This is a genomic window from Desulfoprunum sp., assembly GCF_053613775.1.
This window is the reverse complement of sequence record NZ_JBSHXH010000006.1, coordinates 62,276-74,692: the sequence shown is the minus strand read 5'-3', so window position 1 is coordinate 74,692 and position 12,417 is coordinate 62,276. Positions and strand designations below refer to the sequence as shown.

Below are 12,417 nucleotides of genomic sequence, written 5' to 3'. Positions count from 1 at the left end.
AGGGGGGCTGGGATCCCGGTACTGCGCGCTCCCCCGGCGAGATGCCCCTCAGTCTTTCTGCTGCATCAGGTCGATGGCGGCGCTGATGATCGACGGGGTGTCGAGACGACTGTTCTTCCACAGCACCGCCTGCGGACCGTGTTCGACGAATTCGTCGGGATGGGCGAGCAGGCAGGACTTGACCGAGGCGATCCGACGGCTGCCGAGGAGTTCGAGGATCGCGCTGCCGAACCCGCCCTGGCGGGCATTGTCCTCGATGGTGATCACCCGGCCGCAGCGCTTCGCCCAGGTGCAGATCAGCTCGGCATCGAGGGGTTTGATGAAGCGGGGATTGATGACGGCGGCGCTGATCCCGACCTTGCGCAGACCATCGGCGGCGGCCAGGGCGGGATAGACCCGGTTGCCGACCGGCAGCAGCAGGATGTCGTCGCCCTCGGCCAGCACTTCGCCCTTGCCGATCTCGAGTTTTTTCAAGGTCGTCGCCAGTTCGACCCGCTCGCCGGGGCCACGGGGATAACGGACGGCGGCCGGGCCGCCGAGGGTGACGGCGGTGTAGAGCATGTGCTGCAGTTCCTCCTCGTCCTTCGGCGCCATCACCACCAGGTTGGGGATGAAGCGGAGGAAGGAGATGTCGAAGACCCCATGATGGGTCGGACCGTCGTCGCCGACCACCCCGGCCCGGTCGATGGCCAGCGTCACCGGCAGCTTGGGGATGCAGACATCGTGGATGATCTGGTCGAGCGCCCGCTGGAAGAAGCTCGAATAGATCGCCACCACCGGCCGCAGGCCCTGCGAGGCGAGGCCGGCGGCGAAGGTGACGGCGTGCTGCTCGGCGATGCCGACATCGAAAAACCGCTCCGGAAATTGCTGGGCGAAACTGTTCAGACCGGTGCCGGCAATCATCGCGGCCGAGATGACGGCGATCCGGTGGTCGCTCATCGCCATCTGGACCATCGTGCTGCCGAAGACCTCGGTGTAGCTGATCGAGCCGTTCGACGAATGGGGTTTGCCGCTGGCGATGTCGAAGGGGCCGACCCCGTGATACAGGCCGGGATTCGTTTCCGCCGGCAGGTAGCCCTTGCCCTTCTTGGTCAGCACGTGGATCAGCACCGGCCCGTGGATGTTGTCGCGCACCCCCTCGAAGGTCTCGATCAGGTCTTCCAGTTCATGGCCCTGGATCGGGCCGATATAGTCGAATTTGAGGGCCTCGAACAGCATGCCGGGGGTGAAGAAGCTCTTGAAGCTCTCCTCGCTCTTGCGCAGGATGTTGAGGATGTTCTCGCCGACATTGGACAGTTGCCCCAGCCGTTCCTCGATGTGGGCCTTGACCCGCCGCATCGTCTTGCCGGTCAGCTTGCGGCTGAGGAAGCTGGAGAGGGCGCCGACGTTCGGCGAGATCGACATCTCGTTGTCGTTGAGGATGACGATCAGGTTGCGGTCGAGGTGGCCGGCGTTGTTGAGGGCCTCGAAGGCGAGGCCGGCGGTCATCGAGCCGTCGCCGATCACCGCGATGGCCCGGTGCGACTCTTTCTTGATGTCGCGGGCCAGGGCCATGCCGAGGGCGGCCGAGATCGAGGTCGAGCTGTGGCCGGTCTCGAAGACGTCGTAGCGGCTCTCCTTGATCTTCGGAAAGCCGCTGATCCCCTTGTACTGGCGCAGGGTGGCGAACTGGTCGCGGCGACCGGTGAGGATCTTGTGGGCGTAGGACTGGTGGCCGACATCCCAGATCAGCTTGTCCTCTGGGGTATCGAAGACGTAATGCAGGGCGATGGTCAGCTCGACGACGCCGAGGCTCGGGGCGAGGTGGCCGCCGGTCCGGGACACCGTCCTTATGATCAGGTCGCGTATTTCCTGAGCCAGATCAACGAGATCGGGTATGGCGAGGCCGCGGATATCGGCCGGCGAGTCGATATCCTTGAGCAGCGGGCGGTGGCTGATGCCTGTCAATGTATTCAGCATGGCAGTGGGGTAGGTCTCAACGGGGATGGCATGATCTCTCGGCATCGAGGCAGTATAATCACATTGCCGGCGCAATGCCTGACTTTTCTTCCATCACCGGCAGCAAGCAAAATGGTCAGGCCAGGCGGCAGTCCCTAGCTGGTCCGGGAAGAGATATAATCGGCGAGGGCCCGCAGCGGCTCGGCCTTGCCGTTGAAACCGGCCAGGGCGTCCTGTGCCGCCTCGACGGCGACGGCGGCCCTGCTCCGGGTCCCGTCGATCCCGAAATAGGCGGGGTAGGTGGCCTTGCCGTGGGCGGCGTCGCTACCGGCCGCCTTGCCGAGCTGGTCGGTGGTGGAGGTGACGTTGAGCAGGTCGTCGACGATCTGGAAGGCCAGTCCGATCTGATTGCCGAAGCGGACCAGGGCCGCGAGCTGGTCGCCAGAAGCCCCGGCGCCGATCGCTCCGGTCTCGACGGCGCAGGTGATCAGGGCCCCGGTCTTGCTGCGGTGGATGGTCTGCAGGGTGGCAAAGGAGATCTCGCTGTTCTCGGAGGCGATGTCCAACGATTGGCCGCCGACCATGCCTAAGGGGCCGGCGGCCCGGGCGATGCGGTGGGCGATGGCCAGCCGCCACTCGGCCGGGATCGCCGAACCGATCGGGTCGGTCAGCAGATCGAAGGCCCAGGTCAGGAGGCTGTCGCCGGCGAGGATCGCCGCCGCCTCGCCGTAGAGCATGTGGTTGGTCGGCTTGCCCCGGCGCAGGTCGTCGTCGTCCATGGCCGGCAGGTCGTCATGGATCAGCGAATAGGTGTGGATGCACTCGAGGGCGCAGGCGACGGGCAGCAGAGCGGCGGCGGTGGCGGGGCCGTCGTTTATCGCCTCGGCCGCAGCGAGGCAGAGGATCGGCCGCAGCCGTTTGCCGCCGACGAAGAGGCTGTAGCGCATCGCCTCGATATGGCGGGCGAAGGGGCCTTCGGCCTCGAGGGTGTAACGGTGCAGGGCCTCTTCGACGACGAGTCGCCGCTCACTCAGATAGGTCCGTATCTCCACGCTCCAATCCTTCGAAGGGAACCGACTGCAGGCGGCCGTCCTTTTCGAGCAGCATCTCCACCCGGGCCCGGGCCTCGGTCAGCTGGGCGTTGCAGAATTCGGCCAGCTTGACGCCTTCGTCAAATTTTTTCAGGCTCTTGTCGAGACTGATATCCCCGCTCTCGAGTTCTTCGGTGAGCTGTTCGAGGCGGGCCATGGCAGCTTCAAATGTTTTCTGGGCCATATCGCTGGGGTCCGGGCTGTGAAAAAGATCGTTGAATCACATCTTCTTTCCGGCTAGAACTACTGGCGTCCGGATCGGCCCAGTATATTCGACAACCTGGCGAACCTGCAAGGCCTCATTGAACTGGCGCCGGGAAACGGGTAAGAGTCACCGCCGCGATCATCGCCTGCGGCCCGCCGGACCGACCAACCGCAACGCAGGATACCGATGCAACAGTGCATACCCCTCTTCATCCGCTGGCTCGAGACTGAGAAGGGCTACTCGCCGCATACCGTCAGCGGCTACCGCCACGATCTGGTCGAGTTCGCCGCCACCCTCGGCGACAGGTCCGTGTCGTCGCTGACCCCGGCGGCGATCCGAACCTATGTGGTCAGCCTGCACCGGACCAACGGCGCCGCCACGGTCTGCCGCAAGCTGTCGGCCCTGCGGACCTTCGTCCGCTTTCTGCTGCGGGAGAAGATCCTGGCCGGCGATCCGCTGACCGGGATCGTCGGCCCCAAGGTTCCTCGCTCTATACCGGTCTTTCTGACCGTCGACGAGACCTTCCTCCTCCTCGACATGCCGGGTTCGCGGGACACCTTTCCGACCCGGGACCGGGCGATCCTCGAGCTGCTCTATTCGACCGGGATGCGGGTGTCGGAACTGGTGTCGCGGGATGTCGCCGATCTTGATTTTGCCGAGGAAGTGCTTAGGGTACGCGGCAAGGGGAGCAAGGAGCGGCTGGTGCCGGTCGGCCGGCCGGCGATCGAGGCGGTCGGGAACTGGCTGCCGCAGCGGGATGTGCTTCTGGCGGAGCGGGCCGGCCGCAACCGGGCGGTCGATGCGGCGCCGCTGTTTCTCAACGGCCGGGGCAGCCGCCTGACCTCGCGCAGCATCGAGAGGATGGTGCGCTCCTACGGGGAACGGGCCGGCATCAGCCAGATCGTCACCCCGCACGCCCTGCGCCACTCCTTCGCCACCCACCTCCTCGAAATGGGGGCGGACCTGCGTTCGGTCCAGGAACTGCTGGGCCACGCCAGTCTGTCGACCACCCAGCGGTACACCCACCTGACCCTGGACCACCTCAGCGAGGTCTATGACAAGGCCCATCCCCTGGCCCGGTCGAGCGATGAATGAAGCGCCCTGTTCTCCCGAACGGGCAGTCAACTATCCACTGCATGAGAGAACGATGAAGATACGATCGACAACCATTCTGGCGGTACGCCACAAGGGCCAGGTGGCCATCGCCGGCGACGGCCAGGTGTCGCTGGGCAACACCGTGATGAAGCACCAGGCCCGCAAGGTGCGGCGGCTCTACCACGACAAGGTCATCACCGGTTTCGCCGGGGCCACCGCCGACGCCTTTACCCTCTTCGACAAACTGGAACAGAAGCTGGAGCAGTACAACGGCAACCTGATGCGGGCCTCGGTCGAGCTGGCCAAGGACTGGCGGACGGACAAGATGCTGCGCCGGCTCGAGGCGATGCTGATCGCCGTCGACCGCGACCATTCGCTGCTCCTTACCGGCACCGGCGACGTCATCGAACCCGACCGGGGGGTGCTGGCGATCGGTTCCGGCGGCCCGTACGCCCAGGCCGCCGCCCTCGCCCTCGTCGACCACAGCGACCTCGATGCCGAGGCGATCTGCCGGGTGGCGATGGATATCGCCGCCTCCATCTGCGTCTTTACCAACCATTCCATAGTAGTTGAAACGATATGATCGAAAAAGAAGCCTTGACCCCGCGGGAAACCGTCACCGAACTCGACAAGTACATCGTCGGCCAGGCCGCCGCCAAGCGCTCGGTGGCCATCGCCCTGCGCAACCGCTGGCGCCGCCGCCAGGTGCCGGAACCGCTCAGGGAGGAGATCGCGCCGAAGAACATCATCATGATCGGCCCCACCGGGGTCGGCAAGACCGAGATCGCCCGGCGTCTGGCGACGCTGGCCCAGTCGCCCTTCATCAAGGTCGAGGCCTCGAAGTTCACCGAGGTCGGCTACGTCGGCCGCGATGTCGAGTCGATGGTCCGCGACCTGGTGGAACTGGCGATCAGCATGGTGAAGGAGGAGGAAAAGAAACGGATCGAGGGGCTGGCCGAGGCCAACGCCGAGGACCGGATCCTCGACCTGCTGCTGCCGCCCGGGCCCTCGTCGCTGTCGACCACCGGCCCGACCGGGGACAACTCGTTCACCCTGATGAAACCCGAGCTGCCGGTGGGGGCGGGGACGGTGCCGAAGGAGAGCGCCACCCGCGAGAAATTCCGCCGGATGCTCCGCGACGGCCGGCTCGATGACCGCGAGCTGGAGGTCGACCTGCGCGAGCCGAAGTCGTCGCCGATGGTCGAGATCATGACGACCTCGGGGCTGGAGGACATCCAGTCGAGCATCCAGGACGCCCTCGGCAAGATGTTTCCCCGGCAGAAGAAGAAAAAGACGATGAAGGTGCCCGACGCCCTCGCCGCCCTGACCCGGGAGGAGGCGGAAAAACTGGTCGACATGGACAAGGTGATGAAGGAGGCCCTGCGCCGCACCGAGGAGTCGGGGATCATCTTTCTCGACGAGATCGACAAGATCTGCTCGCGCGGCGGCGGCGCCCACGGGCCCGAGGTCTCCCGCGAGGGGGTGCAGCGCGACCTGCTGCCGATCGTCGAGGGGTCGACGGTGACCACCAAGCACGGCATGGTCAAGACCGACCACATCCTGTTCATCGCCAGCGGCGCCTTCCACGTCAGCAAGCCCTCCGATCTGATCCCCGAGCTGCAGGGGCGGTTCCCGATCCGGGTCGAGCTCCACTCGCTCGGCCGGGATGAGTTCGTCCGCATCCTGACCGAGCCGGAAAACGCCCTGACCAAGCAGTATGTCGCCCTGATGGCGACCGAGGGGATCGAGCTGGTGTTCGAGGACGAGGCGGTCGCCGAGATGGCCCGGATCGCCGTCGAGGTCAACGAACGGACCGAAGAGATCGGGGCCCGGCGGCTGCACACGGTCATGGAGCGGGTCCTCGACGCCCTGTCGTTCGATGCCTCGGAGCGGGGCGAGACCCGGTTCGTGGTGACCGGGGCCTATGTCCGCGAACAGCTGCAGGAGATCATCGAGGACCAGGACCTGAGCCGGTTCATCCTGTGATCCGGGCGTCCGTCAAATAAGACATCGAGGCGCCACGATGGGAATCTTGTCATTGTTCAGGAGAAAGACCGGGCCGGCGGCAGGCGGCGGGACGGCCGGGGCCGGCATCATCGATCCCGGGCTGATGTACTGTCCCCAGTGCGGGGGTGAATACCGGGCCGGGTTCGTCCGCTGCGCGACCTGCGATATCGACCTGATCAGCGGCGCCCTGCGGCTGGCCCGGCTTCGCGGCGGCAACCGCCGAGCGGAGCGCGGCTCGGAGGAGATCACCGCCGCCGATCCCCTGGTCACCCTGCGCAGCGGCCAGCTCAAGGATCTCAAGTACTACCGGAAACTGCTCGCGGCCGAGGGCATCCCCGCGATCATCGGCGGGGAGGCGTCTGCCTGCCGCACCGGCTGACGCGGCGGCCCGGAAGTGCACCTCCAGGTCAGGGAGGCCGATATCCAGGACGCGACAACGATCATGGCCCGGGAGTTCCGGAAGAGCACCGCGCTCGCCGATCACGATCTCAGCCATCTCCAGGCCGCCTTCGATCCCCGGGCGACGAAAACTGTCTGCCCGGCCTGCGGGGCCCAGGTCGCCCCGACCACCACCACCTGCCCCGACTGCGGGCTCTGCATCGGCTGACGCCCGGCCGCTGTCGCTTCCGCCGCATCGCGCCGGTTGGCGATCATTATACCGATGCTCTCGACAACGGTCGCCTGACAGGCTATCCTGTCGGTGGCTGCATCTTCAGGACCGTACTGGCGGCCTTCCGTCTTTCACCCTTCGGACCATGACATGATTTCCCTGCATCAGGCCCACCACCATATCGCCAGGCTCCACTCGCTGCCACCGGTTGCGGTACCGCTTGCCCGGGCCCTGGGGATGGTCTGCGCCGAGGATGCCTGCGCCGCGGTCAGTTGTCCGACGATCGATTCGTCGTTGAAGGACGGGTTCGCGGTCGTTTCGACCGATATCGCCGGGGCGTCGCCGGGCAGTCCGGTGACCCTGCCGGTGACCGGCGTGTTGACGGCCGGCGACGATCACCAGGGCTTTGCGGTCGCGGCGGGTACGGCGGTGCGGATCATGACCGGCGCGCCCCTGCCGCCGGGGGCGACAGCGGTGCTGGCGTCGGAATTCGCGCAGGTCGACGGTCACCTGGTGACCATCACCGCCGATGCCCGGTGCGGGAAGAATGTCCTGCGCCAGGGAAGCGATGTCATGCAGGGGCAGGTGGTGCTGACCCGGGGGACCGTGATCGCCCCGGCCCATCTCGGCCTGCTGGCGGCCGCCGGACTGGATCGGGTCGTCTGCTACCCGTTGCCGCGGGTGGCCGTGGCGGCGACCGGCAGTGAACTGGTGTGGCCCGGCGAACCTGTCACCGCCGGCAAGGTGGCAGCCAGCAACATGGTGATTGCGGCCGCCGAACTGCAGACCCTGGGAATAACCGCCGCCACCGTCATTGTGCGTGACCGCCTCGAGCACCTGGAGGACCATTTCCGCCGCATCGTCTGCCAGGTCGATCTGTTGATCACCTGCGGCGGGGTGCTCGATGGCGATAAGGATCTGACCATGCGGGCGATGGAGCGGATCGGGATGGAGAAGATCTTTCACCGGGTCCGGATCGGCCCGGGCAAGGGCGCCTGCATGGGAAGGATCGGCGACACCATCGTCTTCAACCTGCCGGGCGGACCGCCCTCCAACCACGTGGCCCTGCTCCTGCTGGCCCTGCCCGGCGTCCGCCGCCTGATGGGGTATACCGATTACCTGCCGGAAAAACGGCACGTCCTTGTCACCGAAGAGCTGGTCGGCCAGGAGGATTGGACCCAGCTGGTCTACGGCCGGGTGCACTATGCCAACGGGGCCGTCGTCGCCGCACCGTTACGCCGCATGGGAAGGTTTGAGGCGATGGCCGCAGCCGATGTCCTGATCGAGATACCCGAAGGATCCGCGGTGATCAGGAAGGACTCCCTGGCTCAGGCATGGTTCTTCAGTCAGCGCCACCCGTCGGTTGCCATTGCTCCCCTTCACCCCTTGAGATAGGATTTCTGCCAGGAATCATACGGTCTGGCGCTGTAATCGTTGAGCGCGAGATAAAAGGCCCCGACCACCAGCTCGGCACAGTGGATATGATCCGCCGGCAGGGTTTCCAGATAGTCGACCAGGTCGTCCGGGGTGACCTGCCAGCTGTCGGCAACGCTTCTCCCCTCAACCAGAAAGGCCAGCGTATTGGCGCAGGCGTTGGTGTTCAGGCAGCCCTGGATCCGGAATGAAACCATCTGAATTTGACCGCCGAGAACGGACAGATACACCTCGATGGTGTCACCGCAGTCGCCGACCCTTTTGCCGTAGCCGTCCGGGTGTTCCAATGCTCCGAGACGGCTGGTCCTGGAGGCCATGTCGATGAAGTGTTCCGAATGCAACTGTCCGGCCGGTAATTCTTTTTCCATGGGTATTCTCTCCTGTTCCCCCGGTCGGGCCTTTGCTGTGGCAGGCGGCGGGATGAGGCATTGAGCAGATGGAAGCCGCCGATGACGGCCCTGATCGGCATGCCGTCATTGCACCGCTGGACGTGGTGCAGGGTGTTTCACCAGGCCGGCGTGGGCGCAGCCGACAATCACGATCAATCCGCCTCCAGTGCGCACCCAGAGGGCGAGGTCGTCATCGATCGGGTCCGCCCGGAGTCCTTGGCGATCGAGATAAAAGGGCCCGCCCGTATCTTCGAACCCGGAGACCCGCGGGATCGGGCCGCTCAGCCCGATGCACCCGGTCAGGGGTTGCGGCCGTTGCAGCCAGTGCAGTTGTTCCAGGGGCAGCCGGTCGAGGGCTATCAGCGATGTCGACGGCATGCGGAGATTCCTCGGCCTGCCGTTGCGGATACTGTAGCGCGCTGAAACGGCGGCCGGGTGGCAGTAGAGATCGGCCTTTCTCGCCCGTCTGAGGAGCTGCGGCAGCCCGCCGCTGTGATCGTAATGGCCGTGGCTCGGGACGATGGTGTCCGTCAGGCCCGGATCGATCCCGAGGGTTTCGGCGTTGCGAATAAATGACTCTCCCTGCCCCGTGTCGAACAGGATGCGACGGCCGTCGGTTTCAAGCCAGAGCGAGAACCCGTGTTCGGCCTCACAGCCGGCCACGGCTTGATTGTCGATCAGGATGGTGATCCGTGTCGAAGCGGTTGTCATCTTTGCAGTGTCTCTCTCATGATACGAGCGCCGGGCGGTGCCGCAGGTCCCCGGAAAATCGACAAACATCCTGTCGCTCTGACAGACCGAGGCGATTTCCGGGGCGATCGGGATCGAACCGGGCCGGGATGGCCCCTGCCCCGGCGGCCCTTGTGCCTTTCCCGTCGGCGATCTGCACGTGATGTAGCCGCGCGGCGGGGAGATGAAGCCGATCATGTTCTCCGCGATTCCGAGGACGACTGTATCCGACTGCCGACCGAAAGTCATCGATATGTGGACGTCGACACCCGACGTGCCGATCCGAGCATCGGTGTCTCGGGTCGGCACCCGGTTCCGGGATCATGACCTATTCACCGGCCTCTTCCGTTTCAAGGGCCTGCAGGCGTCTGGTGATGATCTCCAGATCGGCCTTGAGTGCCTCTGCCTGGTTTTTCAGGCTATTTTTCTCCTGTTCCGGTCCCGGTTGGGTCGGTGGAACCCCATATCCGCCGAAGCGCAAGCGACCGGGTGCAGCGGTGACCTGCGGCATACTCCGCCGTCCCCATCGGCCGGCGCCGAATCCCAGGCCCTGGCCCCATGCCGGCCAGTTGCGCCCGAATCCGGCGCCGAAGCCGCGTCCGGCGAATGTATTGGCAAAATCTGGAACTCCAGTGCCTGCACAATAACCGCCGGCCCGCCCTGTCATAGCCCCGGCTCCCATTGGTCCTGTTCCGTCTCCTCGTGGCATGATTCTACCTCCTTGGGGTAAGATTTATATTTTCCGCCGCCTGATCGCGGCCTGGCAGGCTGATCGTCTGCCGTGCTGTTCGTTCCGGTATCGATCTTCCGGTTCGTTTTGCGGGTTGAGGCCATCCGGAGCTGCCAGTTGGGTAAAGGCATCCGTCGATCCTCTTCTCCGGCGTCTCCGGCAGCCCGGCATCGCATGGGCGTCACCGGCAAGTTTCCCGGCCACCCACGAGCGCACGATCTCGTCAAGATCCCCGGCAATAAAGGGAACTACCCTGATTCCACAGGATGTGGCCATTTGACGGACCTGCCGGGAAAGGGCGCCGCAGACCAGACTTTCAATCTCCAATTCAACCAGGCGCAGAACCTTTCCGGCTGGATGGGTATCGGGCAGAAGCTCTTGGGTCCGGCTGAGAGTCATCCCCTCTCCCTTCTCGACAATCAGGATTTGCCGGGTGGTATCGAATACCGGGGCGATGCGCTGTCTCCAGTATGGAAATGCCGTTTTCATCAGATCCTCCCGCCGTTGTGATACTGTCATGATTTGCAAGAGCAGTGCCGATTTATCCGGAAACGGCTAAAATTTATGTAACTCGTTTGTTTTACATATGAAAAATGGAAGAAACATGGAGTCGAGGGTGCCGCCGGAAAGCAACAGCGCTACTGTCTCAGCGATTGCTATGGTGCGAAAAAGCTACCGTCAGGACGTGCGGCGGATGCGTCCATCCTTGGCCGGCAGCGGTATGCCGAGTTTTTTGAGGCGGCGGAAGAGGGTCGTTTTATGAATACCCAGCTCTCGGGCCGCCGCCAGGCGGTTGAAACCGTTGCGCTCAAGTGCCGTCTGGATCGCCTGGGCGTCGACGATGGTGCGGACGGAGCGCAGGTTGGACTCCCCGGCAATTGCCGGGTGATGGGGGAGCAGTTCGCCGGGGAGGTGGGAAAGATCGATATTCCCTTCCGCGCAGAGAATGAAGGCCCGTTCCACAAGATTTTCCAGCTCTCGGATGTTGCCGGGCCAGTTGTGGGCCATCAGCAGGGACAGGGCCTCCGTGCTGATGCCGGTGATGGCTTTTTGCTGCCGCCGGTTGAAGCGGTCGATGAACCGGTCGACCAGCAGCGGGATGTCTTCCTTGCGGTGGCGCAGGGCGGGCAGCTCGATGCGGACGATGTTGATGCGATAGTAGAGATCTTCCCGGAACAGATTCTTTTTGACCAGTCCGGTCAGATCTCTATTGGTGGCCACGATGACCCTGGCATTGGTCGTCTCCGACCGGACGGCGCCGAGAGGTTCGTAGCATTTTTCCTGCAGCACCCGGAGCAACCTGACCTGGAGGGCCGGGGTGATCTCGCCGATTTCGTCGAGAAAGATCGTTCCGCCCTTGGCCAGGGCGAATCGGCCCGGCTTATCCCTGGCCGCTCCGGTGAAGGCCCCCGCCTTGTAGCCGAAGAGCTCCGATTCGAGCAGGGTGTCGGGGAGGGCACCGCAGTTGACGGCGATGAACGGTCCGCGGCTGCGGGGGCTGAGGTCGTGGAGGGTATGGGCCACCAGTTCCTTGCCGGTACCGGTTTCGCCAAGGATGAGGACCGTGCTCGGACTGGCGGCGATGGCCGGCAGGAAGGCGAACAGCTTCTGCATCACCGGGCTCCTGCTGGTCAGGTCGCCGACGTGGACTTTGCCGTTGAGTTCCTGGCGCAGCGCCTCGATCTCGGAAAGATCACGAAATGTCTCGGCCCCCCCGATCACCGTCCCGTGTTCATCCCGCAATACGGCGGTAGAGATACTGATGGGGATGCGGTTGCCGTCGGCATCGATGAAATAGCCGGATTTGCCGATAATCGGGCGGCCGCTCTTGAGGGTCTGCTGGAGAGGGCAGTGATCGCCGCACATGTTCGAACGGAGGACCTCCGAGCACGGGCGGCCGATCGCTTCCCGGCGGGGGATGCCGGTAATTTCCTCGGCGGCCCGGTTGAACGATGCCACGTTCCAATCGATATCGACCGTAAAGACTCCATCCGAGATGCTCTCGAGGATCGCTTCGGTCGAGGCGGGTGTGGTGTTCGCTGTTTTTTTCGTACCCATCGCCGTGGCTCGCCCCCGTCTGAGGTTGGTTCGGGCATTTTATGCCATGTTCACCAGTATCCTGGAAAATGCAGGAAGGACCGTCAATGGTCTGCGATCCCAAATTTTCTCCGATGCGGCGGGAGAAAAAT

13 protein-coding genes are annotated in these 12,417 nt (G+C 64.5%); 5 read left to right on the top strand and 8 right to left on the bottom strand.

The features are described 5' to 3' along the window. Positions 1-48: 48 nt before the first annotated feature. The 3 genes from dxs to xseB all read right to left on the bottom strand — a co-directional run bounded on the left by dxs (position 49) and on the right by xseB (position 3,213). Positions 49-1,959 (bottom strand): 1-deoxy-D-xylulose-5-phosphate synthase, encoded by a 1,911-nt coding sequence (gene dxs / locus ACWGKN_RS13170; RefSeq protein WP_452095430.1) that lies wholly within the window; start codon positions 1,957-1,959, stop codon positions 49-51. Between the two features lie 134 nt (positions 1,960-2,093). Beyond that, entirely contained in the window at positions 2,094-2,990 is an 897-nt protein-coding gene (locus tag ACWGKN_RS13165; RefSeq protein WP_035230108.1) for a polyprenyl synthetase family protein, read from the bottom strand. Next, positions 2,965-3,213, bottom strand: coding sequence for an exodeoxyribonuclease VII small subunit (gene xseB, locus ACWGKN_RS13160; protein WP_035230107.1), 249 nt, complete (start codon positions 3,211-3,213; stop codon positions 2,965-2,967). Before xseB ends, ACWGKN_RS13165 begins: the two co-directional genes overlap by 26 nt. A 207-nt stretch (positions 3,214-3,420) precedes the next feature. On the opposite strand from xseB, the gene ACWGKN_RS13155 reads away from it, so the two are divergent. The 5 genes from ACWGKN_RS13155 to ACWGKN_RS13135 all read left to right on the top strand — a co-directional run bounded on the left by ACWGKN_RS13155 (position 3,421) and on the right by ACWGKN_RS13135 (position 8,341). After that, positions 3,421-4,329 carry a tyrosine recombinase XerC gene (locus ACWGKN_RS13155; protein ID WP_452095429.1) on the top strand — a complete coding sequence of 303 codons (909 nt, stop codon included), beginning with the start codon at positions 3,421-3,423 and terminating at the stop codon, positions 4,327-4,329. Positions 4,330-4,381: 52 nt separating this feature from the next. Then, on the top strand, positions 4,382-4,912 hold the full coding sequence (gene hslV, locus ACWGKN_RS13150; protein WP_035230095.1) for an ATP-dependent protease subunit HslV: 531 nt from the start codon (positions 4,382-4,384) through the stop codon (positions 4,910-4,912). Then, a complete protein-coding gene (gene hslU, locus ACWGKN_RS13145; protein WP_035230094.1) occupies positions 4,909-6,315 on the top strand; it encodes an ATP-dependent protease ATPase subunit HslU in 1,407 nt (468 codons plus the stop codon). The genes hslV and hslU overlap by 4 nt, the downstream gene beginning before the upstream one ends. 37 nt (positions 6,316-6,352) lie before the next feature. Beyond that, positions 6,353-6,943 (top strand): zinc ribbon-containing (seleno)protein DG, encoded by a 591-nt coding sequence (locus tag ACWGKN_RS13140; RefSeq protein WP_419249772.1) that lies wholly within the window; start codon positions 6,353-6,355, stop codon positions 6,941-6,943. Between the two features lie 153 nt (positions 6,944-7,096). Next, positions 7,097-8,341, top strand: coding sequence for a molybdopterin molybdotransferase MoeA (locus ACWGKN_RS13135; protein ID WP_452095428.1), 1,245 nt, complete (start codon positions 7,097-7,099; stop codon positions 8,339-8,341). On the opposite strand, the gene ACWGKN_RS13130 is transcribed toward ACWGKN_RS13135, so the two are convergent. The 5 genes from ACWGKN_RS13130 to ACWGKN_RS13110 form a co-directional block, all read right to left on the bottom strand. Continuing rightward, positions 8,326-8,748, bottom strand: a complete 423-nt coding sequence (locus tag ACWGKN_RS13130) for an iron-sulfur cluster assembly scaffold protein (RefSeq protein ID WP_035230086.1) — start codon at positions 8,746-8,748, stop codon at positions 8,326-8,328. The genes ACWGKN_RS13135 and ACWGKN_RS13130 overlap by 16 nt on opposite strands. Before the next feature lie 105 nt (positions 8,749-8,853). Further along, positions 8,854-9,696 (bottom strand): MBL fold metallo-hydrolase, encoded by an 843-nt coding sequence (locus ACWGKN_RS13125; RefSeq protein ID WP_424256342.1) that lies wholly within the window; start codon positions 9,694-9,696, stop codon positions 8,854-8,856. 130 nt (positions 9,697-9,826) lie between these two features. After that, positions 9,827-10,207, bottom strand: coding sequence for a DUF5320 domain-containing protein (locus tag ACWGKN_RS13120; protein ID WP_035230084.1), 381 nt, complete (start codon positions 10,205-10,207; stop codon positions 9,827-9,829). Between the two features lie 24 nt (positions 10,208-10,231). Beyond that, positions 10,232-10,717 carry a hypothetical protein gene (locus tag ACWGKN_RS13115; RefSeq protein ID WP_052160008.1) on the bottom strand — a complete coding sequence of 162 codons (486 nt, stop codon included), beginning with the start codon at positions 10,715-10,717 and terminating at the stop codon, positions 10,232-10,234. Positions 10,718-10,906: 189 nt separating this feature from the next. Beyond that, positions 10,907-12,286: a sigma-54 interaction domain-containing protein gene (locus ACWGKN_RS13110; RefSeq protein ID WP_035230083.1), complete on the bottom strand. Its 1,380-nt coding sequence runs from the start codon at positions 12,284-12,286 to the stop codon at positions 10,907-10,909. Between the last annotated feature and the right edge of the window lie 131 nt (positions 12,287-12,417).

Bases quoted from the DNA above. Each gene is read 5' to 3' on its own strand.
- ACWGKN_RS13125 (WP_424256342.1), bottom strand. From the start codon at position 9,696: ATGATCGGCTTCATCTCCCCGCCGCGCGGCTACATCACGTGCAGATCG.
- ACWGKN_RS13115 (WP_052160008.1), bottom strand. From the start codon at position 10,717: ATGAAAACGGCATTTCCATACTGGAGACAGCGCATCGCCCCGGTATTC.
- ACWGKN_RS13130 (WP_035230086.1), bottom strand. From the start codon at position 8,748: ATGGAAAAAGAATTACCGGCCGGACAGTTGCATTCGGAACACTTCATC.
- dxs (WP_452095430.1), bottom strand. From the start codon at position 1,959: ATGCTGAATACATTGACAGGCATCAGCCACCGCCCGCTGCTCAAGGAT.
- hslU (WP_035230094.1), top strand. From the start codon at position 4,909: ATGATCGAAAAAGAAGCCTTGACCCCGCGGGAAACCGTCACCGAACTC.
- hslV (WP_035230095.1), top strand. From the start codon at position 4,382: ATGAAGATACGATCGACAACCATTCTGGCGGTACGCCACAAGGGCCAG.
- ACWGKN_RS13120 (WP_035230084.1), bottom strand. From the start codon at position 10,207: ATGCCACGAGGAGACGGAACAGGACCAATGGGAGCCGGGGCTATGACA.
- ACWGKN_RS13110 (WP_035230083.1), bottom strand. From the start codon at position 12,286: ATGGGTACGAAAAAAACAGCGAACACCACACCCGCCTCGACCGAAGCG.
- ACWGKN_RS13135 (WP_452095428.1), top strand. From the start codon at position 7,097: ATGATTTCCCTGCATCAGGCCCACCACCATATCGCCAGGCTCCACTCG.
- xseB (WP_035230107.1), bottom strand. From the start codon at position 3,213: ATGGCCCAGAAAACATTTGAAGCTGCCATGGCCCGCCTCGAACAGCTC.
- ACWGKN_RS13155 (WP_452095429.1), top strand. From the start codon at position 3,421: ATGCAACAGTGCATACCCCTCTTCATCCGCTGGCTCGAGACTGAGAAG.